This window comes from Klebsiella sp. RCJ4 (assembly GCF_009025755.1).
Lineage (GTDB): Bacteria > Pseudomonadota > Gammaproteobacteria > Enterobacterales > Enterobacteriaceae > Klebsiella > Klebsiella michiganensis.
The window spans coordinates 281531-303482 of sequence record NZ_WCIN01000037.1; the positions used below are offsets into that span (position 1 = coordinate 281531).

The window sequence follows — 21952 nt, forward strand, 5'->3', positions numbered from 1 at the left end:
TTAGAAATGAGATTTATTATCAAGTGGATAATTATACATCACAGCAATAATTTTAAATAACTCAATAAAAACAAAAAGATGAAATAATTATTTACGTTTATCCCTTATTTGTACTTTAAATAATCAAAATATATCCACACTAAAAAAACACAATCTGAGCATATTCTCTCCATAATTACCGATATCTATTTGTTTATTATTCCACTATAAATACTGAGCCTGTTAATTAATAAAATAGCTGATTAACCGGCCGACATTCTCGATCGCCGGGCATGCTAACGGCCAGAAATTGACTAAAATAAGGAAATCCTCCTGCGGAGCACCGCGCCATGAATACGTCGTCGTTCTATCGATACCTTGTCGGCGGACTTGCATGCCTTGCCGCCCTGCTATGCTTCACATCCGTTTACGCCGCCACAGAGAATAAACTGTCAGAACCCGAGGAGCGCGAGGCCCTGGAAGTCAACGTTGACGATATGCTGCAGCCATGGAAGGGAGATTTACCGGGTATGCTCGACCGGCGAACCATTCGCGTATTAACCACCTTCAGCAAAACCTTTTTCTTTATTAACAAAGGGACGCAGCGCGGCGCTACGCACGATATTTTTATGGAGTTTGAGCGAAGCCTCAATCAAAGCCTGATGAAGGAGAAAAAGCTCAAACATCGTCATCTTAAGGTCCGTATCATCTTTGTTCCGATTGCCCGCGACCAGCTCATCAGCGCGCTTAACGCCGGTAAGGGGGATATTATCGCCGCTAACCTGACGATTACCCCCGCTCGCCAGCAGGAGATGACCTTTACCGCGCCAATCTACTCTCACGTTCAGGAGCTGCTTCTTTCCGGCCCCGGCTCGCCCAAAGTGGAAAATCTGCAGCAGCTTTCCGGCAAAACGGTCTTTGTGCGTACCTCATCGAGCTATTACGAGAGCCTGGTCGCGCTCAACGCGCGCTTTGCCCAGCAATCACTGCCCCCCATCACTATCGAACCGGCGCCCGAAGCGCTGGAGGATGAAGATCTAATAGAGATGCTTAACGCGGGCCTGATTCCATTGACCGTCGTCGACCGCCACAAGGCTCTGTTCTGGAAACAGGTCTTCCCCAACATTCAGGTTCATCAGAACATCATTCTGCGCAACGAAGGCAATATCGGCTGGGCCGTACGCAACAATAGCCCGCAGCTGCTGGCCTTGCTTAATGAATTCATCAACAAGAATCGTCAGGGCAGCAAGCTGGGTAATACGATTCTGCTGCGCTACCTGAAGGATGCCAGATACGTTAAAAACGCGGCGGCGCAAAAAGAGCGGCGTAAATTTCTGACCATGGTGGAGATCTTCCGCAAATATGGCGATCGCTACGATGTTGACTGGCTGCTGATGGCCGCGCAGGGCTATCAGGAATCGCGGCTAAATCAGTCGGTGCGTAGCCACGTCGGCGCAATTGGCGTTATGCAGGTAATGCCGAGCACCGGCAAGGAGCTGAAGGTCGGTGATATTAAGCAGCTCGACCCCAATATTCATGCCGGGGTGAAATATATGCGCTGGATGATAGACCGCTACTATGGCGATGAACCGATGACCCAGCTTGATAAGGCGCTGTTCTCATTCGCTTCTTATAACGCGGGTCCCGCGCGCATCGCCCGGCTGCGGGCGGATACCAAAAAGCGCGGTTTTGATCCGAACGTCTGGTTTGGCAACGTGGAGTACCTGGCCGCCGAGAAGATCGGCTCCGAGACCGTAAGCTATGTCAGCAATATCTATAAGTATTACATCGCTTACCGGCTGATCGTGGATGAAATGGCGCGTAAACAGCAGGCGACAACGGCCTCCAAAAATCAGGTCGTGCCGACAGTGGGGATGCCAGCCACACCTGCCACGCCTGCCACGCCTGCCACGCCTGCCACGCCTGCCACGCCTGCCACGCAGTGAAATAGCGCAGATGGCTTGGGTGACAAAATAGAAAAAGCCCCGAACAGGGGCTTTTTCAGAGATAACTTTACGACGCTAACGCTTCGTTAGAACGGAATATCGTCATCAAAGTCCATCGGCGGCTCATTGGAAGGGGCTGCCGGCGCCTGCTGCTGCGGACGAGACTGCGCGCCGCCGCTGAACTGGTTTCCGCCCTGCGGCTGCTGAGGCTGGCCCCAACCGCCCTGCTGCTGACCACCGCCTGCCGGGGCGCCCGCGCCCTGCTGACGACCGCCGAGCATTTGCATCGTGCCGCCAACGTTAACGACAACCTCGGTAGTGTATTTTTCCTGACCGGATTGGTCAGTCCATTTACGGGTACGCAGCTGGCCTTCAATATAGACTTGAGAACCTTTACGCAGATACTCGCCGGCCACTTCCGCCAGTTTGCCGAACAGCACAACGCGGTGCCATTCGGTCTGCTCTTTCATCTCACCGGTCGCTTTATCACGCCAGGATTCGGAAGTAGCCAGCGTAATGTTGGCAACTGCGCCACCACTCGGCATGTAGCGTACTTCCGGGTCCTGGCCCAGATTACCGACGAGAATCACCTTGTTTACGCCTCTGCTGGCCATGTTTGTGTCTCCTGAATGCGTTTCTTAATAGTGTAAACGCGCGAGTGTACCATTTCCAGGTACTATGTTGATAGCTGGGAAGTAGGTTCCAGATAACTCTCGCGGTGCGACATTTTTACACATCCCACCGGAAAATGCATTCCAATACTGTATATTCAAACAGGTTAAATTGTGTCATAATTAGCCGTTTCTGCCGTTTGTCCTTCTAACAAACCAGGCAATCCGCGTATCTACCGGGAAAGGTGAATGGATAAGATCGAAGTTCGGGGCGCCCGCACCCACAATCTCAAAAATATCAACCTCGTCATCCCGCGCGACAAACTCATTGTCGTCACCGGGCTTTCGGGTTCAGGCAAATCCTCACTGGCTTTCGACACGTTGTATGCCGAAGGGCAGCGTCGCTACGTTGAGTCGCTCTCCGCCTACGCGCGGCAGTTCCTGTCGCTGATGGAGAAGCCCGACGTCGACCATATTGAAGGGCTGTCGCCGGCGATTTCCATTGAACAGAAATCAACGTCCCACAACCCCCGTTCAACGGTAGGCACCATTACCGAAATTCACGACTACCTGCGTCTGCTGTACGCGCGCGTCGGCGAGCCGCGCTGCCCGGATCACGACGTTCCGCTGGCGGCGCAAACCGTGAGCCAGATGGTCGATAACGTGCTCTCCCAGCCAGAAGGCCAGCGCCTGATGCTGCTGGCGCCGATCATTAAAGAGCGCAAAGGCGAGCATAACAAAACGCTGGAAAATCTCGCCGGGCAGGGCTACATCCGCGCGAGGATCGACGGCGAGGTCTGCGATCTCTCCGATCCGCCGAAGCTGGAGCTGCAGAAGAAACACACCATTGAAGTGGTGATTGACCGCTTTAAGGTGCGCGACGATCTCAGCACGCGCCTGGCCGAGTCTTTTGAAACCGCGCTGGAGCTGTCGGGCGGTACCGCCATCGTCGCCAATATGGACGATCCGAAAGCCGAAGAACTGCTATTTTCCGCCAACTTCGCCTGCCCGATTTGCGGCTACAGCATGCGCGAACTGGAACCGCGCCTGTTCTCCTTCAACAACCCGGCTGGCGCTTGCCCGACCTGCGATGGTCTCGGCGTCCAGCAGTATTTCGATCCGGAACGCGTCATTCAGAACCCAGAGCTGTCGCTGGCTGGCGGGGCGATTCGCGGCTGGGATCGGCGCAATTTTTACTACTTTCAGATGCTGAAGTCGCTGGCGGAACACTATGAATTCGATGTTGAAGCCCCCTGGGGCACGCTGAATAGCAGCGTACAAAAAGTGGTCCTGTATGGCTCAGGCAAAGAGAATATTGAATTCAAATATATGAACGATCGCGGCGACACCTCGGTGCGCCGCCATCCGTTCGAAGGCGTGCTGCATAATATGGAGCGCCGTTATAAAGAGACGGAATCCAGCGCAGTACGTGAAGAGTTAGCGAAATTCATCAGCAACCGTCCCTGCACCAGCTGTGAAGGGACCCGCCTGAAGCGCGAAGCGCGGCACGTGTTTGTGGAGAATACCCCGCTGCCGACCATCTCGGATATGAGCATCGGCCACGCGATGGACTTCTTCAACAACCTGAAGCTCTCCGGCCAGCGTGCGCAAATTGCTGAAAAAGTACTGAAAGAGATTGGCGATCGCCTGAAATTCCTCGTCAACGTCGGTCTGAACTACCTGACGCTCTCCCGTTCGGCGGAAACCCTTTCCGGCGGCGAAGCGCAGCGTATCCGCCTCGCCAGCCAGATCGGCGCAGGCCTGGTCGGCGTCATGTACGTACTGGATGAGCCCTCTATCGGCCTGCACCAGCGCGATAACGAACGCCTGCTGGGCACGCTGATCCACCTGCGAAACCTCGGCAACACCGTGATTGTCGTTGAGCACGATGAAGACGCCATTCGCGCCGCCGACCACGTTATCGATATCGGTCCGGGGGCTGGGGTACACGGCGGTCAGGTCGTGGCTGAAGGCAAGCTGGAAGATATTATGGCGGTGCCGGAATCGCTGACCGGCCAGTTCATGAGCGGCAAGCGTAAAATCGAAGTGCCGAAACAGCGCGTACCCGCCAATCCGGAGAAAGTGCTGAAGCTGTCCGGCGCGCGCGGCAACAACCTGAAAGACGTGACACTGACGCTGCCGGTGGGCCTCTTCACCTGTATCACCGGCGTTTCCGGGTCGGGTAAATCCACGCTGATCAACGACACGCTGTTCCCGATTGCCCAGCGTCAGCTCAACGGCGCCACCATCGCGGAACCGGCACCTTACCGCGACGTGCAGGGGCTGGAACATTTCGACAAAGTGATCGATATCGACCAGAGCCCCATCGGCCGTACGCCGCGTTCTAACCCCGCAACTTACACCGGCGTCTTTACGCCGGTCCGTGAACTGTTTGCCGGCGTACCTGAATCACGTTCGCGTGGCTACACGCCCGGCCGATTCAGTTTTAACGTGCGCGGCGGTCGCTGTGAAGCCTGCCAGGGCGATGGCGTGATCAAAGTCGAGATGCACTTCCTGCCGGATATCTACGTACCGTGCGACCAGTGCAAAGGCAAACGCTATAACCGCGAAACGCTGGAGATTAAGTACAAAGGCAAAACGATCCATGAAGTGCTGGATATGACCATTGAAGAAGCGCGTGAGTTCTTCGATGCGGTTCCGGCGCTGGCGCGTAAGCTGCAAACGCTGATGGACGTCGGTCTGACCTATATTCGCCTTGGTCAGTCGGCTACCACGCTCTCCGGCGGCGAGGCCCAGCGCGTCAAGCTGGCGCGGGAGCTGTCCAAACGCGGTACCGGGCAAACGCTGTATATCCTTGATGAACCGACCACCGGTCTGCACTTTGCCGATATTCAGCAGCTGCTGGAGGTTCTGCACCAGCTGCGCGACCAGGGGAATACCATCGTGGTGATTGAGCACAACCTGGATGTCATCAAGACGGCTGACTGGATCGTTGACCTTGGGCCGGAAGGCGGAAGCGGCGGCGGAGAGATCCTCGTTTCCGGTACGCCGGAAACGGTCGCCGAGTGCGAGGCCTCCTATACGGCTCGCTTCCTCAAGCCCATGCTGAAATAATCTCATCTGCCTCTTCCCGTCCCGGGAAGAGGCCTCATTTCCTCTCATTTTCTCCCGCTGATATTTTGTGATTTGCGGCCGGACGGCATCTGTCATCAGATAGCACCACCGCCAAAAATTGCAGGATGCATCATGTACTTAAAGCACGGACTTTATCGATTTACGCTCGTCGCGGCGTTATTCGCGCTGACCGCCTGCAGCTGGATAGACGGCTACAGCAGCACGGCTCATCAGCAGTTGCTGATGCTTGAACAGCTTCATCTGCAGTTCATCAGCGACGCGGCGGCAGCGCCACTCGACCAACGCTTGCTCAGTTACGAGGATCGCCAGATTCGCCCGCTATTCAGCCTGGCGTTAAGCGATAGCGACGCGCTACGGCAGAGTAATCTTCACGTGCTGGAGAAAAATTATCAGCGGCTGTACCGGCGCGTCGTCCCCCAGGAGAGAGCGCTGACGCCTTTCGAGGCCGGAATTCTGGCGCAACAGACGGAAAAACTTTACCAGCAGGCCATCAACGGCGAACAACAGCGTTCAGGGAGATAAGCATGTCCACCATAGAAGAGTTAAGCGCCCAGCTGGCCGGCGCCGGCGTGAATACGGCAGAGTGGTTGCAGCTTATGCATGCGATTGTAAATGATGAAGACAGCGACATTCGCGACGCCGGAATGCTCACGCTTCAGGCGTTACAGGAGAAAGCGCGCGGCTGGTTAAGTCAGGACGACCTCATTCTGCTCCTGCAAGGGCAGCGCGATATTGCCAGCATTCGCGCTAACAACGAACAGATCGCCATGCAGGCGCATCTGCAGTCCACGCTGCTTCGTCTGTTTGATGTGACCCTGCTGGCGCTGCTGGGCAGAATTTAGCGCTATGGCAACAGCTTACGCTTAGCCTCGGAAAGCGAATCAAGCGCCTGCTGGTAGGAAGCATCCACCAGATAATAAATTTGTGAATCAGGCAAGGAGCCGTCAAGAAACACCGTACTCCAGTGGGCTTTATTGAGATGTTTGCTGGGGCGAACATCGCGATGCTGCTGCCTCAACAGTTCCGCAAGCTCAGGGCTGGTCTTTAACGATACCGCAGGCCGGTTGTCCTCAACCTCTTTTACCATCGCAAACAGGACGTCCGCCGCTTTGATCTGCGTCGCTTTCCAGTCGCTATGTACGCTTTGTTCGGCGCCCGGCTTTGCCATGCAGTACTGCAATAAATCCGAAATTGTCATTTTTATTCCCCCATCAGCGTCGCGATGATATGGCGCGATCCGCCATGAATACGATGCTCCCCGAGCCAGATCCCCTGCCAGGTCCCCAGCCTGACGCTGCCATCCCGTACGGGCAGCATCAGCGATACGCCCAGCATCGACGACTTAATGTGCGAGGGCATGTCATCAGGACCTTCATAATCGTGTTCATACGGTGCGTTATCCGGTACGGCGTGCAGAAAATGCTGCTCCATATCGAAGCGAACGGTCGGATCGCAGTTTTCGTTTAGCGTCAGGGAAGCAGATGTATGCTGGAGCAGCAAATGCAGCAGGCCAGTTTTCACCCGCGATATTTCGCGGATTTGCCCGAGAATTTCATCAGTGACCAGATGGAAGCCCCGTGCTTTCGGGCCTAACGTCAGGGTTTGCTGATGCCACATAAACTACTCCTTTTACTAATGAACCTTCCTAAGTGTGCAGCAATAAGCGAAAAGGTAAAACCTTTGGCACGCTATTTTGCACAAAAAAACGGCAGCGTGCCGGCTGCCGTTTTAGCAATTCATGATTAAGCCGGCGGGCAGCTTAATATTCTGAATTCACAATGACCTCTTCACCCTGAGCGCCCGCCATCGGCAGCGGCTTATAGGAAGAGTTTGAGGCCCGCAAGATACGGATCCCGCGCGCGCCAACCTCGCGGGCGGCGGAGATATCGTTATCCGAATCGCCGTAGAAAACTTTGATCCCTTTCTCCTGCAGCCACTGCGTTTTGGTGTTCTGGCCAGGTTTATCGCCGGCAAAAATAACCGGGTTCATATTCGCCGCCGGGATGAGAAAATCATCCTGCAGGGTTTTTGATACCGTTTCGGTTTTGGTCTGGCTACGGCCGGTAACGAAATAGATGCTATCGCCGCGCTTTACGTGCATCGCAATCAGCTGGCGCGCCACCTCTTTCGGCATGCTGAATTCATCCCAGCCGTTGTTCATTTTTTCCCAGAACTCCGGATTTTTCAGGTAATCATCGCTGCCGGGGGAATAGGTTTTCTGCCCGCGCCAGAAGCCCGGGCTGGAGAACAGGACGGTATCATCAATATCAAAACCGACGGCCATCGGCTGGCGTCCCAACAGGCTATTTTCAATCTGGGCGACGGAAACCCAATGGATCGGCGCCTGTTCGGCGAGTTTCGCCATATTGGTGCCCGTCCACAGCGGCTGCGGTGTGGAGGCGCGAGCAACGACGGAGCTATTTAGCGTGAACAGTAAGCAGACGGCCCCAAAGGCCAGAGTGATCTTGCGCATATTTTTCCCTAAATAATCGAATCGTTATAATTTTCAATAATGTGTACGCTTATTAATGCACCCAGACCTTACCCCCCGCGAAGGCGGATAGGAAGGTTTTTCTGCTCTGATGTCATATAAAAATAGAATGATCACACTTCGGGAAGCGAATTGCCCGCGTCATGATTTGGCGCGGGCAAAAGGTCAGGAAGAACTTATATTACCGCAGCAAACGCCTGAGCTACGCGGCGCACGTTTCCTGCATTCAGCCCCGCGACGCACATGCGGCCGCTGGCAATCAGGTAGACGCCAAACTCATCGCGCAGGCGGTCAACCTGGGCCGCGCTGAAACCGGTATAGCTAAACATACCGCGCTGCTTGAGCAGATAGTCAAAATCACCGCCCGGAACCGTCTCTTTCAGCACATCAACCAGCTCCTGACGCATGGCCAGAATACGGGTGCGCATTCCTTCCACTTCCGCCAGCCATGAGGCTTTCAGCGCGCTGTCGCCCAACACCGCCGCAACCACCTGCGCGCCAAAGTTCGGCGGGCTGGAGTAGTTGCGACGCACGGTCGCTTTTAATTGCCCCAGTACGCGCCCCGCGGTTTCAGTATCTTCACAGACGATCGACAGCCCGCCAACGCGCTCACCGTACAGGGAGAAGATTTTCGAGAACGAGTTGCTGACCAGCATGGGCATCCCGGCGTTCGCTATGGCGCGGATAGCTTTGGCATCCTCTTCCATGCCGGCGCCAAAGCCCTGATAGGCGATGTCGAGGAAAGGAATCAAATTACGCGCTTTCAGCACCTCAACTACTTGATCCCACTGAGCGTTGGTAAGATCGGCTCCCGTTGGGTTATGGCAGCAGGGATGCAGCAGCACGATATCGCGTTCCGGTAGCGTATTGAGTTTTTCAAGGAAAGCCGCGAAACGCACGCCATTGGTTTTATCATCAAACCAAGGGTAAGTACTTACTTCGAATCCAGCCCCTTCAAATATAGCGATGTGGTTTTCCCACGTCGGGTCGCTGACCCATACGCGCGAGCCTGGGAAGTAGCGTTTCAGGAAGTCTGCGCCGACTTTCAGCGCTCCGGAGCCGCCCAGCGTCTGAATAGAGGCTACGCGATGCTGCGCCAGTACCGGATGATCGGCCCCGAACAGCAGCGACGCAATCGCGTGGCGATAGGTGTTCAGCCCTTCCATCGGTAAATAGATTGAGGCGCCGTGCGGCTGGGCGTTAAGACGTGCTTCCGCTTCGGCAACCGCCTTCAGCTGCGGAATGATGCCGTCTTCGTTGTAATAAAGACCGATGCTGAGATTTACTTTGTCACTACGCGGATCGTCTTTAAAACGCTCCATCAGGGAGAGAATGGGGTCGCCAGCGTAGGCGTCAACTTTCTGAAACACGCGATGTTTCTCCAGGTTTACATGGGCTCGTTATAACACAATAAACTGGATGTGAAAGAAGGTCGAGGGGATGTTGGCGGATAAAACAGAACGGGCTGGATTTGACGCGACAACGTGAACGCCCATCCCGGAGGGCGGCTTAAACCGCCTTATCCGGGCTACCGGCCGTAGCCGGTAGCGAACCCGTAGCCCCGGTGAGGCGTCAGCCGCCACCGGGGGAAAGCGCGCTGGCTGAAATCAATCCACGTACTTCATGGATACCCGTGAAGTCAGGCGCGTAATAAGTTCGTAAGCACTTACTTTTGTAATTTCGGCAATTCGCTCGACGGGGAGGCCTTCGCCCCACAGCACGACCGCGTCGCCAGCGTGGTCCTGTGCTTCAGGCCCGAGATCGACGCAAATCATATCCATCGCCACGCGTCCGACAATCGGCACTTCCCGGCCGTTAACCAGTACCGGCGTGCCGGACGGCGCGGCGCGCGGATAGCCGTCACCGTAGCCCATCGCCACAACGCCTAAACGCGTATCACGCTCGCTGATCCAGGTTCCGCCGTAGCCCACCGGCTCGCCGGCTTTATGCTCGCGGACCGCGATCAGGCTGGAGGTCAGAGACATCACCGGCTGGCAGCCAAAATCCGCGCCGGTGGATCCACCGTCGAGCGGCGATACGCCGTAGAGAATAATCCCCGGACGCGCCCAGTCGAAGTGCGACTGCGGCCATAGCAATATACCGCCGGATGCAGCGATTGAGCGCAGCCCCGGCTTCCCTTCCGTGAAGGTGGTAAAGATATCCAGCTGACGTTCGGTCGCGCCGCACTCAGGCTCATCCGCACGGGCAAAATGGCTCACGATATTGACCGGCTGGCGGACGTTTTTACACTGGCTCAGGCGCTGATAAAAGGCTTCGGCCTGTTCGGGCAGAACGCCTAATCGATGCATCCCGGTGTCCAGCTTCATCCATACGGTTACCGGCTCGGGTAAATCCGCTTCCTCCAGCGCAGCCAGCTGCTCCGGGCTGTGTACCGCCGTGTGCAGGCGCTGGGCGGAGATCACCGGCAGGTCGGCGGCCTCAAAGAATCCCTCCAGCAGCAGGATCGGCTGGGGGATACCGCCCGCGCGCAGGCGCAGGGCTTCTTCAAGACGGGCGACGCCAAAAGCATCGGCGTCCGGGAGCGTTCGCGCGGTCTCAAGAAGACCGTGTCCGTAGGCGTTCGCTTTCACCACCGCAACCAGTTTGCTGGCGGGCGCCAGTTCACGCAGACGTTGCAGGTTGTGTCGCAGAGCGCGGCGGTTAATGACTACAGTTGCCGCTTGCATTTGAATTCCTTAATAAAAGAATCTCCTAAATCCTTCGTGTTGCAGGAAGGCGACAAGCCTGAGAATCCCCGGGAGCTTAGTAAACTAAGTGACCGGGGTGAACAGGCGTAGTCAACGCATCTGCGGCATGAAGGATGACGGAGATTTATTCGTCGTCGTATTGTGGCCCAGCATAATTATCAAAACGCGACCACTGACCGTTAAACGTCAGGCGCACCGTCCCGATAGGGCCGTTACGCTGTTTACCAATAATAATTTCAGCGATGCCTTTTAAATCACTGTTTTCGTGATAAACCTCATCACGGTAGATAAACATGATTAAGTCGGCGTCCTGCTCGATGGAGCCGGACTCACGCAGGTCGGAGTTGACCGGGCGCTTATCCGCGCGCTGTTCCAGCGAGCGGTTAAGCTGCGACAGCGCCACCACCGGCACCTGCAGCTCCTTCGCCAGCGCCTTGAGCGAGCGGGAAATTTCGGCGATTTCCAGCGTACGGTTATCGGAGAGCGACGGCACGCGCATCAGCTGCAGGTAGTCGATCATAATAAGACCGATGCCGCCGTGCTCGCGGGCGATACGCCGCGCGCGGGAGCGCACTTCGGTTGGCGTCAGGCCGGAGGAGTCATCAATATAGATATTACGTTTTTCCAGCAGAATTCCCATGGTGCCGGAAATGCGCGCCCAGTCTTCATCATCCAGCTGGCCGGTACGAATGCGGGTCTGGTCAACGCGCGACAGCGAGGCCAGAGAACGCATCATAATCTGCTCCGAAGGCATCTCGAGACTGAAGATGAGTACCGGCTTATCCTGCAGCATCGCCGCGTTTTCCACGAGGTTCATCGCAAAAGTCGTCTTACCCATTGACGGACGCGCGGCGACGATAATCAGGTCCGACGGCTGAAGACCGGCGGTTTTTTTATTGAGATCGTCATAGCCGGTGTTAACCCCGGTCACGCCGTCATGCGGCTGCTGGAAGAGCTGTTCAATACGCGCCACGGTAGCGTCGAGCACGTCGGCGATATTCTTCGGCCCCTCGTCTTTATTCGCGCGGCTTTCGGCAATTTTAAACACCCGGGATTCGGCGAGGTCGAGCAGATCTTCGCTGGTGCGGCCCTGGGGATCGAAACCGGCCTCGGCGATTTCATTCGCCACGGAGATCATTTCGCGTACTACCGCACGTTCGCGGACGATATCGGCATAAGCGCTGATGTTCGCCGCACTTGGCGTATTTTTCGATAATTCCGCCAGGTAGGCGAAGCCGCCGACGCTGTCCAGCTGCCCCTGACGCTCCAGCGATTCGGCGAGCGTAATCAGGTCAATCGGGCTGCCCGATTCCTGCAGGCGCGCCATTTCGGTGAAAATATGGCGATGCGGACGGGTATAAAAATCTTCCGAAACAACCCGCTCGGCAACGTCGTCCCAGCGTTCGTTATCCAGCATTAAACCGCCCAACACCGACTGTTCCGCTTCAATCGAGTGCGGCGGGACCTTCAACCCATCGAGCTGATAATCACGCTCGCGGGGTTCAGTCTGTGGTTTGTTGAAGGGTTTATTTCCTGCCATAGTGAATGGAGTTACCGAGATAGTGAATGGGTCGAAAGATTACCACATTTCTGGAGGAAGCATGGCAACACGAATTGAATTTCACCAGCACGGAGGGCCTGATGTTCTGCAAGCGCTGGAGTTCACGCCGAAAGATCCCGCAGAGCACGAAATTCAGGTAGAGAATAAGGCCATCGGCATTAACTACATTGATACCTATATCCGCAGCGGCCTCTACCCGCCCCCGTCATTGCCGAGCGGTCTGGGTACCGAAGCCGCTGGCGTAGTAAGCAAAGTCGGCAGCGGGGTGAAACATATCAAAGCCGGCGATCGGGTGGTCTACGCGCAATCGGCGCTGGGAGCCTATAGCACCGTCCACAACGTGCCCGCGGATAAGGCCGCCATCTTGCCGGACGCGATCTCTTTCGAGCAGGCGGCGGCCTCATTCCTGAAAGGGCTCACGGTCTATTACCTGCTGCGGAAAACCTACGAGATCAAAGCGGGCGAGCCGTTCTTGTTTCATGCGGCGGCCGGCGGCGTCGGGCTCATCGCCTGTCAGTGGGCCAAAGCGCTGGGCGCGAAGCTGATCGGTACCGTCGGCAGCGCGCAAAAAGCTGAACGCGCCAAACAGGCCGGCGCCTGGCAGATCATTAACTATCGCGAAGAGAATATCGTCGAGCGCCTGAAAGAGATCACCGACGGTAAGAAAGTCCACGTGGTTTACGATTCCGTCGGGAAAGATACCTGGGAAGCCTCCCTTGACTGCCTGCAGCGTCGGGGGCTGATGGTGAGCTTCGGCAACTCCTCCGGCCCGGTGACCGGTGTCAATCTCGGGATCCTCAACCAAAAAGGTTCGCTGTACGTCACCCGCCCTTCTCTGCAGGGCTATATCACCACGCGTGAAGAGCTGACGGAAGCCAGCAACGAACTGTTTTCGCTGATCGCCAGCGGCGTGATAAAAGTGGATGTCGCGGAGAGCCAAAAATATGCGTTAACCGACGCCAGACGCGCGCATGAGGTGCTGGAAAGCCGGGCGACGCAGGGTTCAAGTTTGCTCTTGCCATAGTAATGGCTTTTCCCTAAATAATTCGGGCTACAGGAAGATGGTAAGTGAATGAATCCCCAGGAGCTTACAACAGTAAGTGACCGGGGTGAATGCAAGCAACCAACGCCCCTGTAGCCTGAAGTATGACGGGAAAAGAAGAAAAGTTTAGGGCTTCCACATGGGAAGCCCTTACTTTTTTTGTTCGGCTGTATGTAGGGTACAGCACGATGAATTCGTTAACCCGCTAATAGTGACAGATTTAATAAGCAAAGCCTACGCTGTTTTATGCAAAAATCTTCAGGTTGTGACATACCGCTCAATACCTTAGTAGCGCCAGCGGTTATTAGCGCGATAACGGTTGTCGGTTGGTGATTTTATCGCCCGAATCACCCAAACCACAACAACGGCCAGCAGCAGCCACGGCAGCAGTTTAATCATTAACGCAAACAGACCGCCGACAAACATCAGCGCGGTCGCGACAACAATCGCGGCAATAATACCCAGCAGTGAAATGCCGGTGACCAATAACATGACAAAAAAGCCAATAACGAATAAGAGTTCCAGCATCGTCTTTCCCCTAAAGAAATTTTATCTACCTTAGCGGATATTACAAAAATCGTGCCAAATATAACATATTGAATAATAACAAAAACGCCCGGCACGATACGTACAGGGCGTGGTGAATTTGACCAGGTTTTAGTGAAAAACTAACGCTTGTCGGCAACCAGTTTCAGCGCCTGTTCCAGCACGTTGATGTCCGCCCCGGCTTTATGCGCATTTTCGCTCAGATAGCGACGCCACTGGCGCGCCCCGGGGATCCCCTGAAACAGCCCGAGCATATGGCGCGTTACGTGCCCCAGATAAGTACCGTTGCTAAGCTCGCGTTCGATATAGGGATACATCGCCCGGACCACGGAAACCGGGTCAGCATCGATGCCTTCCACGCCGAAAATTTCCCGATCCACCGACGCCAGTATGCCTGGATTCTGATAGGCTTCACGGCCCACCATCACGCCGTCCATATGCGCAAGATGTTGTTTTGCTTCTTCCAGCGACTTAATGCCGCCGTTAATCGCCATGGTCAGATGCGGAAAATCACGCTTCAGCTGGTAAACGCGCGGATAGTCAAGCGGCGGGATCTCGCGGTTCTCTTTGGGGCTTAGCCCCGAAAGCCACGCTTTGCGCGCGTGGATGATAAACATCTCGCACTCGCCTTTCACGGATACCGTTTCGATAAAATCACACAGAAACCCGTAGCTGTCCTGGTCGTCAATGCCGATACGGGTTTTCACCGTGACCGGGATCGACACGACGTCGCGCATGGCTTTAATACAGTCTGCCACCAGCTGCGCGTTCCCCATCAGGCAGGCGCCAAACATACCGTTCTGCACGCGATCGGACGGGCAGCCAACGTTCAGGTTAATTTCATCGTAGCCGCGCGCCTGCGCCAGCTTCGCGCAGTGCGCCAGCGCAGCCGGATCGCTGCCGCCGAGCTGCAGGGCGACCGGATGCTCTTCTTCGCTGTAGGCCAGATAGTCGCCCTTGCCGTGAATAATCGCACCGGTGGTCACCATTTCGGTATACAGCAGCGTGTGGCGCGACAGCTGACGCAGAAAATAACGGCAGTGTCTGTCGGTCCAGTCGAGCATCGGCGCGATGGAAAAACGGTGAGCGGCGAAAGCAGTAGGCGTTGAGTCTGACATCATGGCGAATAAATAAGCATCCGGGTAAAAAGGGGCGCTACTATAGCACAAAGATAAACCACTGAGGCATAGCGTCAGCGCTCACCTTTTTTATCCCGCAATAAACGCTATATTTTCCGCGGCTTGCCGTCGTGAGGGCCAAAAAACTGCGGCGGATGGTCAACCCAGCGATCCTGACGCGTGGCGGCATAGCCGGGGTTAAGCGGGTAGTAGATGCGATTAAATTTCTTGTTTGCCTCGCCAACGACTAACAGGCGAACCTCCTGCTCGGTGTTATTGAGGAAGGTGTGGCAAATGCCGGTTCCGGCAGGAAAGCCGACGCTATCCCCCGGCTCCAGCTTCCAGAGGTAGCCGTTAATCCACACTTCCGGATAGCCTTCCAGCACGTAGATAAACTCTTCTTCGTCGCTCTCCGCATGCGGATAAGAGGTTCGGCGTCCGGGCGGTAGACGCTCATGGTGGATCCCCAGGCGATTCAGCCGCAGGCCCCGCGCCAGCGGCGCGCCGATGGAGAAAAGCTCAGTACTGTCGGGGTAGGTGGAATCATCCACGCCTTCCAGTTCACGCCAGTGTCGAATGCAGTCAGGTCGTTTCATCGTTTTCTCCCGAAAATGAGATGCATCAGGTATAGCATAAGGTGGCAAGGTTGAGCGACCCCAGTAGCGCGGCTGGGACGAACTGGCGCAGCCAGCGCGCAGGTAACGTGAAGTGTGACGGGTATAGCCCGCCGGGTCTCGGCGTTTTACCGGTATCGTGATAAAGTAACAGTTTCAGATTCACGCAACCAGAGGACGCTCATGGATAAGACCACTTCGCAACAAATGTTAGCGCATGCTGAAAAGCTGTGCGCGCAGCGTGGCGTGCGCCTGACCCCGCAGCGCCTTGAAGTATTGCGTTTGATGAGCCTGCAGCAAGGGGCAATCAGCGCCTACGACCTGCTCGATCTCCTTCGTGAAAAAGAACCTCAGGCGAAACCGCCGACGGTGTACCGGGCGCTGGAGTTTTTACTCGAGCAAGGGTTCGTGCATAAGGTGGAATCCACCAATAGCTACGTGCTGTGTCACCTTTTCGATCAGCCGACCCACAGCTCGGCGATGTTTATCTGCGACCGCTGCGGCGGCGTCAAAGAAGAGTGTGCGGAAGGCGTCGAAGATATTATGCATACGCTGGCGGCAAGAATGGGATTCGCCCTGCGCCACAACGTCATTGAGGCTCACGGCCTGTGCGCCGCCTGCGTCGAGGTTGAATCCTGCAGTACGCCGGGCCACTGCCACCACGACCATACCATCCAGATCAAAAAGAAAGCCCGCTGAGGCGTTAGCCGCAGCGGGAATCAAGGGTGTAGGCAATAACGGTGGGTTAAAACACGGCGTTTTCGCTACCAGCGATAGTCGTTTTTGGTTTCCCAGTCGGTCACTTCTTTCTCTGCCTGGTCTTTGGCGTAACCGTAACGTTCCTGAATTCTGCCCACCAGCTGGTCGCGTTTGCCTTCAATGACGGTCATGTCATCGTCGGTCAGCTTGCCCCATTTTTCTTTCGCTTTACCTTTGAACTGTTTCCAGTTACCGCCGATTTCGTCTTTATTCATCATGCATTCCTCATCGTTCGGTTATCGTTCGGTGAATGAACAGCCCGCTGTGTGCCGGACATGACTTAACTATAGATGAGTATTCTGAGTAAGATTTATTATTCGGAATCTTTAACCATCAGATGCACCAAATGCATTACGAAAACCAGGTTCCGCGCTGCCAGTGGCGCCGCCAGATAATCGCCAGAGAAACGCCGCGCAGAGCGAGAAAGGCCGTCAGCGCCAGCCACAGTCCGTGGTTACCGAGCGTCGGTACCGTCAGCAGCGTCAGGGCAAACCCCGCCGCCGCTACCGCCATGCTGTTGCGCATCTCCGCCCCCCGCGTCGCGCCGATAAACATGCCGTCCAGCAGATAGCACCAGACGCCAATGACCGGCAGTATCATCTGCCAGACCAGGTAGCGGTCAGCCAGCTGCTGCAGCGAAGGCAGCGAGGTCAGCAAAGCGATAATCTGCTCACCGGCAAGGCCGTAAATCAGCGCAAACGCCAGCGCCACCATCCCTGACTGGCGGCAGGCCGCGTGCCAGACGGCAAGCAGCTGGCTGTCATCGCGCGCGCCGTAAGCCTGCCCGGAGTGCGCCTCAACGGCGTAGGCAAAACCGTCCAGCGCATAGGCGGTAAAGGTCAGCATCGTCATGAGGACCGCATTGACCGCGACGACATCGGCGCCAAGGCGAGCGCCAAATACCGTCACCGCCCCGAAGCAGAGCTGTAGCAGCAGCGAGCGCAGCATGATGTCGCGATTCAGCGCCAGCAGGCGGCGTATATCGCCGCGCCAGGCGTTTTTCAGCATCGACAGGGAAACGCCGCGCAGCGCCAGCACGCGTCTCGCCATCAGCAGGCCAATAAAGAAAGTGACGTATTCTGCGGTGACCGTCGCCAGCGCCGCCCCCTGCACGTTCATATGCAGGCCCATCACCAGCCATAAATCGAGCACAATGTTGAGGACGTTGCCGACTACCAGCAGGATCACCGGCGCTCTGGCGTACTGCACGCCCAGCAGCCAGCCCAGCAGGACCAGATTCGCCAGCGATGCCGGCGCGCTTAGCCAGCGGAGCTCCAGGAAGCGTCTGGCCTGTTCGAGCACGGCTTCGCTACCGCCGACGATATGCAGCGCCAGGTCGATTAACGGCATCCGTAAGAGCACAATCGCCGCCCCGGCGGCCAGCGCCAGGCCCAGAGGCTGTACCAGCGCACGCGCCAGCCTCTGCGGATCTTTTGCGCCAAACGCCTGCGCCGTCAGTCCGGTGGTACTCATTCGCAGGAACAACAGCAGCATAAAGAGGAAGCTGGTCGCCGTTGCGCCAACCGCCACGCCCCCCAGATAAACCGGGCTGTCGAGATGGCCAATAACGGCGGTATCCACCAGCCCCAGCAGCGGAACGGTGATATTGGAGAAGATCATGGGCAGCGCTAAGCGCCACAGGGCTTTGTCGGCGGCGTTAAAAAGCATGGAGAAAGAGCCCAAATGAGGAAAAACGGCGCAGCATCATGCATCAGGTGATGATGCCGCGAGGTGAAGAGATTACTGCCAGTTGCCGTTGCGGATAACGCCAACGGCCAGGCCTTCAATAGTGAAGCTTTGCTCGCGAAGATCCACAACAATCGGCGAGAATTCGCTGTTTTCCGGCAGCAGTTCAACGACGTTACCCTGCTTTTTCAGTCGCTTCACGGTAACTTCTTCGTCGATGCGCGCCACAACCACCTGGCCATTGCGCACATCCTGCGTTTTATGGACGGCCAGCAGGTCGCCATCAAGAATACCGATGTCTTTCATCGACATCCCGCTAACGCGCAGCAGAAAATCGGCATTCGGCTTAAACATAGCCGGATCGACCTGATAGTGACCTTCGATATGCTGCTGGGCCAGCAGCGGCTCACCCGCCGCGACGCGGCCAATAAGCGGCAGACCCGTTTCTTCTTCCGTCAGCAGACGAATACCGCGGGAGGCGCCGGAAACGATCTCGATTGCGCCTTTACGCGCCAGCGCTTTCAGGTGTTCTTCCGCCGCGTTTGGGGAACGGAACCCCAAGCGCTGAGCAATCTCCGCACGCGTCGGCGGCATGCCCGTCTGGCTGATATGATCCCGAATGAGATCAAACACCTCTTGCTGCCTGGTCGTTAACGCTTTCATTCCGCCCCCTGGGTGTATATACAGTTATGCTGTGAGTATATACAGCTAACGGTGATTTTGGAACCACATTTCACACAAAAATCAGGAGTTTCTTTCCGTTTTGCGAGCCGCTACGCCAGGCGTTAGCGGTAGTTTGCCCATAAAAGCGTTCCCCACGCGATCAGCGCGATGATGATCGCCAGCAATACCGCCGCCGATCCCATGTCTTTCGCTCGCCCCGACAGCTCGTGATGTTCAGGGCCAATACGGTCAACAACCGCCTCAATCGCGCTATTGATAATTTCAACTATCATCACTAGCAGGACCGAGCTAATCAACAGCACCCGGGTGATGGCATCGACGTCTAACCAGCAGGCGATCGCCACGGCAACAACGGCCGCGATGCCTTCCTGACGAAAGGCGGCCTCGTTGACCCACGCCGCCCGGAATCCTTTCCAGGAATACCCTGCCGCTTTAATAATTCGGGTTAACCCAGTGGTATTATTGGCCATCAAACAAACCTTTTTATGTAAATGACGTCAATGAGTGTACGCGTTTGCCGCGTTACAACGGAAATTTTGCGCACTTTCTGTTATTCTTGCGGCGCATTTGCATGATTAACCAGAGGCTTCACATCGTCTATGTCTGGCTGGCAACGAATTTACTATAAATTACTGAATTTACCATTAAGGGCGCTGGTAAAAAGCAAGTCGATTCCGGCACAACCTGCTCAGGAATTAGGCCTGGATACCTCGCGTCCCATTATGTATGTCCTGCCCTACAATTCGAAGGCGGACCTGCTGACGCTGCGCGCGCAATGTCTGGAACATGAGTTACCGGACCCGCTGGAGCCGCTCGAGATCGACGGCGGCCTGCTTCCGCGCTACGTATTTATCCACGGCGGACCGCGCGTGTTTACCTATTACACGCCGAAAGAAGAGTCTATCAAGCTCTTTCACGACTATCTGGATTTGCACCGCAACCATCCCGATCTTGACGTGCAGATGGTGCCGGTTTCGGTGATGTTCGGTCGCGCGCCGGGGCGTGAAAAAGGCGAGGTGAACCCGCCGCTGCGCATGCTCAACGGCATTCAGAAATTCTTCGCCGTCCTGTGGCTGGGCCGCGACAGCTTTGTCCGTTTCTCGCCTTCGGTCTCGCTGCGTAAGATGGCGGACGAACACGGTACCGATAAAACCATCGCCCAGAAGCTGGCCCGCGTGGCGCGCATGCACTTCGCCCGTCAGCGTCTGGCGGCGGTCGGCCCGCGCCTGCCCGCGCGCCAGGATCTGTTTAATAAACTGCTGGCCTCGAAAGCCATTGCCCGTGCGGTAGAAGACGAAGCGCGCAGCAAGAAAATTTCTCATGAAAAGGCGCAGCAAAACGCTATCGCCCTGATGGAAGAGATCGCCGCAAACTTCTCCTATGAGATGATTCGCCTGACCGACCGCGTGCTGGGCTTTACCTGGAACCGGCTGTATCAGGGCATTAACGTGCATAACGCCGAGCGCGTGCGCCAGCTGGCGCATGAAGGCCACGAGATCGTTTATGTCCCGTGCCACCGCAGCCATATGGACTATCTGCTGCTCTCTTACGTCATTTATCATCAGGGCCTGGTGCCGCCGCATATCGCCGCCGGTATCAACCTGAACTTCTGGCCCGCCGGTCCGATCTTCCGTCGCGGCGGCGCGTTCTTTATTCGCCGCACGTTCAAGGGCAATAAGCTTTACTCAACCGTATTCCGCGAATATCTCGGCGAGCTGTTCAGCCGCGGCTATTCGGTGGAGTATTTCGTTGAAGGCGGGCGTTCGCGTACCGGACGCCTGCTGGATCCGAAAACCGGCACCCTGTCGATGACCATTCAGGCGATGCTGCGCGGCGGTAATCGCCCCATCACCCTGGTGCCGATTTACATCGGCTACGAGCACGTGATGGAGGTTGGTACCTACGCCAAAGAGCTACGCGGTGCGACGAAAGAGAAAGAGAGCCTGCCGCAGATGCTGCGCGGCTTGAGCAAGCTGCGAAATCTCGGCCAGGGCTACGTTAACTTCGGCGAACCCCTGCCGCTGATGGCCTATCTGAACCAGCATGTGCCGGACTGGCGCGAGTCTATCGACCCTATCGAAGCGGTTCGCCCTTCCTGGCTGACCCCGACGGTGAATAATATCGCCTCGGATCTGATGGTGCGCATCAATAATGCCGGCGCGGCTAACGCCATGAACCTGTGCTGTACCGCGCTGCTGGCATCGCGTCAGCGTTCACTGACCCGCGAGCAGCTCACCGAGCAGCTGGAGTGCTATCTCGCCCTGCTGCGCAACGTGCCATATTCAGCGGATGCGACCACGCCTGCGGCTTCGGCCAGCGAGCTGATTGACCACGCGCTGCAGATGAACAAGTTCGAAGTCGAGAAAGATACCATTGGCGATATCATCATTCTGCCGCGCGAGCAGGCCGTGCTGATGACCTACTACCGCAACAACATCGCCCATATGCTGGTGATGCCGTCGCTGTTAGCCGCCATCGTCACTCAGCATCGTCGTATTACCCGCGCCGAAATCCTGCGTCACGTCGAGATGTTCTATCCGTTCCTGAAGGCCGAGCTGTTCCTGCGCTGGGAAAAAGCGGAGCTGGCGGGCGTCGTCGATGCGCTGATCGCTGAGATGCAGCGTCAGGGACTCATCGCCCTGAACGACGATGAGGTGAGCGTCAATCCGTCTCATGCCCGTTCTCTGCAGCTGCTGGCCGCAGGCGCGCGCGAAACGCTGCAGCGCTACGCCATTACCTTCTGGCTGCTGAGCGCTAACCCGTCAATCAACCGCAGTTCGCTGGAGAAAGAGAGCCGCACCGTGGCGCAGCGCCTGTCCGTTCTGCACGGCATCAACGCGCCGGAGTTCTTCGATAAGGCGGTGTTCAGCACGCTGGTGTTGACCCTGCGTGACGAAGGCTATATCAGCGATACCGGGGACGCCGAGCCGGAAGAGACGTTGAAGATCTACCGCATGCTGGCGGATCTGATTACTTCGGATGTGCGATTAACGATTGAAAGCGTTACCCAGGATGAAGCGTAACGCTTAAAGAGATGTCCCGGCCTGCGCCGGGCTACCGGACCCTGCGGTTTTGTAGCCCGGCTAAGGCGTTTACGCCGCAAGCCGGGAA

At 56.3% G+C, this 21952-nt stretch carries 22 protein-coding genes; 7 read left to right on the forward strand and 15 right to left on the reverse strand.

From position 1 onward, the window contains the following. Positions 1 to 329: 329 nt before the first annotated feature. Complete coding sequence (locus F8562_RS14840) at positions 330 to 1925, forward strand: lytic transglycosylase F (RefSeq protein ID WP_094909393.1); 1596 nt, start codon at positions 330 to 332, stop codon at positions 1923 to 1925. Positions 1926 to 2011: 86 nt separating this feature from the next. On the opposite strand, the gene ssb1 is transcribed toward F8562_RS14840, so the two are convergent. Further along, positions 2012 to 2539, reverse strand: a complete 528-nt coding sequence (ssb1, locus tag F8562_RS14845; protein ID WP_004097799.1) for a single-stranded DNA-binding protein SSB1 — start codon at positions 2537 to 2539, stop codon at positions 2012 to 2014. Positions 2540 to 2785: 246 nt separating this feature from the next. Between ssb1 and uvrA the strand changes: the two genes are divergently transcribed. The 3 genes from uvrA (at position 2786) to F8562_RS14860 (ending at position 6474) form a co-directional block, all read left to right on the forward strand. Continuing rightward, on the forward strand, positions 2786 to 5611 hold the full coding sequence (gene uvrA, locus F8562_RS14850; RefSeq protein ID WP_004097797.1) for an excinuclease ABC subunit UvrA: 2826 nt from the start codon (positions 2786 to 2788) through the stop codon (positions 5609 to 5611). 132 nt (positions 5612 to 5743) lie between these two features. After that, complete coding sequence (locus F8562_RS14855) at positions 5744 to 6154, forward strand: hypothetical protein (RefSeq protein ID WP_014837137.1); 411 nt, start codon at positions 5744 to 5746, stop codon at positions 6152 to 6154. A 2-nt stretch (positions 6155 to 6156) separates the two neighbouring features. After that, on the forward strand, positions 6157 to 6474 hold the full coding sequence (locus F8562_RS14860; RefSeq protein ID WP_004097794.1) for a hypothetical protein: 318 nt from the start codon (positions 6157 to 6159) through the stop codon (positions 6472 to 6474). Positions 6475 to 6476: 2 nt separating this feature from the next. Here F8562_RS14860 and F8562_RS14865 read toward each other — a convergent pair whose 3' ends face one another. The 6 genes from F8562_RS14865 to dnaB form a co-directional block, all read right to left on the reverse strand. Further along, positions 6477 to 6830, reverse strand: coding sequence for an MmcQ/YjbR family DNA-binding protein (locus tag F8562_RS14865; RefSeq protein ID WP_004097793.1), 354 nt, complete (start codon positions 6828 to 6830; stop codon positions 6477 to 6479). 2 nt (positions 6831 to 6832) lie between these two features. After that, positions 6833 to 7249, reverse strand: a complete 417-nt coding sequence (locus tag F8562_RS14870) for a secondary thiamine-phosphate synthase enzyme YjbQ (RefSeq protein ID WP_004097792.1) — start codon at positions 7247 to 7249, stop codon at positions 6833 to 6835. 142 nt (positions 7250 to 7391) lie between these two features. Next, the gene (aphA, locus tag F8562_RS14875; RefSeq protein ID WP_004097791.1) at positions 7392 to 8105 is read right to left on the reverse strand and encodes an acid phosphatase AphA; all 714 of its coding nucleotides are present in this window, start codon (positions 8103 to 8105) and stop codon (positions 7392 to 7394) included. A gap of 194 nt (positions 8106 to 8299) precedes the next feature. Next, positions 8300 to 9493: an aromatic amino acid transaminase gene (gene tyrB / locus F8562_RS14880; RefSeq protein WP_094909392.1), complete on the reverse strand. Its 1194-nt coding sequence runs from the start codon at positions 9491 to 9493 to the stop codon at positions 8300 to 8302. Between the two features lie 237 nt (positions 9494 to 9730). Continuing rightward, positions 9731 to 10810 (reverse strand): alanine racemase, encoded by a 1080-nt coding sequence (alr, locus tag F8562_RS14885; protein WP_014837135.1) that lies wholly within the window; start codon positions 10808 to 10810, stop codon positions 9731 to 9733. A 145-nt stretch (positions 10811 to 10955) separates the two neighbouring features. Beyond that, entirely contained in the window at positions 10956 to 12371 is a 1416-nt protein-coding gene (dnaB, locus tag F8562_RS14890; RefSeq protein WP_004097788.1) for a replicative DNA helicase, read from the reverse strand. A 61-nt stretch (positions 12372 to 12432) separates the two neighbouring features. On the opposite strand from dnaB, the gene F8562_RS14895 reads away from it, so the two are divergent. After that, positions 12433 to 13416, forward strand: a complete 984-nt coding sequence (locus tag F8562_RS14895; protein ID WP_014227544.1) for a quinone oxidoreductase — start codon at positions 12433 to 12435, stop codon at positions 13414 to 13416. 303 nt (positions 13417 to 13719) lie between these two features. On the opposite strand, the gene pspG is transcribed toward F8562_RS14895, so the two are convergent. From pspG to F8562_RS29290, 4 genes are all read right to left on the reverse strand, one after another. Then, positions 13720 to 13962 carry an envelope stress response protein PspG gene (gene pspG, locus F8562_RS14900; protein WP_014227543.1) on the reverse strand — a complete coding sequence of 81 codons (243 nt, stop codon included), beginning with the start codon at positions 13960 to 13962 and terminating at the stop codon, positions 13720 to 13722. Between the two features lie 140 nt (positions 13963 to 14102). Continuing rightward, positions 14103 to 15098, reverse strand: coding sequence for a tRNA dihydrouridine(20/20a) synthase DusA (dusA, locus tag F8562_RS14905; protein WP_032695095.1), 996 nt, complete (start codon positions 15096 to 15098; stop codon positions 14103 to 14105). A 107-nt stretch (positions 15099 to 15205) separates the two neighbouring features. Continuing rightward, complete coding sequence (locus tag F8562_RS14910; protein WP_014227541.1) at positions 15206 to 15694, reverse strand: cupin domain-containing protein; 489 nt, start codon at positions 15692 to 15694, stop codon at positions 15206 to 15208. A gap of 25 nt (positions 15695 to 15719) precedes the next feature. Then, entirely contained in the window at positions 15720 to 15878 is a 159-nt protein-coding gene (locus F8562_RS29290; protein WP_014837134.1) for a hypothetical protein, read from the reverse strand. A gap of 17 nt (positions 15879 to 15895) precedes the next feature. On the opposite strand from F8562_RS29290, the gene zur reads away from it, so the two are divergent. Next, entirely contained in the window at positions 15896 to 16411 is a 516-nt protein-coding gene (zur, locus tag F8562_RS14915; RefSeq protein ID WP_004097781.1) for a zinc uptake transcriptional repressor Zur, read from the forward strand. 65 nt (positions 16412 to 16476) lie between these two features. Here the strand turns inward: zur and F8562_RS14920 are convergent, their stop codons facing one another. From F8562_RS14920 to F8562_RS14935, 4 genes are all read right to left on the reverse strand, one after another. Beyond that, positions 16477 to 16686, reverse strand: a complete 210-nt coding sequence (locus F8562_RS14920) for a CsbD family protein (RefSeq protein ID WP_004137568.1) — start codon at positions 16684 to 16686, stop codon at positions 16477 to 16479. 136 nt (positions 16687 to 16822) lie between these two features. Continuing rightward, on the reverse strand, positions 16823 to 18139 hold the full coding sequence (dinF, locus tag F8562_RS14925; protein WP_094909391.1) for an MATE family efflux transporter DinF: 1317 nt from the start codon (positions 18137 to 18139) through the stop codon (positions 16823 to 16825). A 72-nt stretch (positions 18140 to 18211) separates the two neighbouring features. Next, a complete protein-coding gene (gene lexA, locus F8562_RS14930; RefSeq protein ID WP_004097774.1) occupies positions 18212 to 18820 on the reverse strand; it encodes a transcriptional repressor LexA in 609 nt (202 codons plus the stop codon). A 122-nt stretch (positions 18821 to 18942) separates the two neighbouring features. Further along, positions 18943 to 19311, reverse strand: coding sequence for a diacylglycerol kinase (locus tag F8562_RS14935; RefSeq protein ID WP_014227539.1), 369 nt, complete (start codon positions 19309 to 19311; stop codon positions 18943 to 18945). Positions 19312 to 19440: 129 nt separating this feature from the next. Here F8562_RS14935 and plsB point away from each other — a divergent pair, with 129 nt between their 5' ends. Beyond that, complete coding sequence (plsB, locus tag F8562_RS14940) at positions 19441 to 21864, forward strand: glycerol-3-phosphate 1-O-acyltransferase PlsB (protein ID WP_004097770.1); 2424 nt, start codon at positions 19441 to 19443, stop codon at positions 21862 to 21864. Positions 21865 to 21952: the final 88 nt, after the last annotated feature.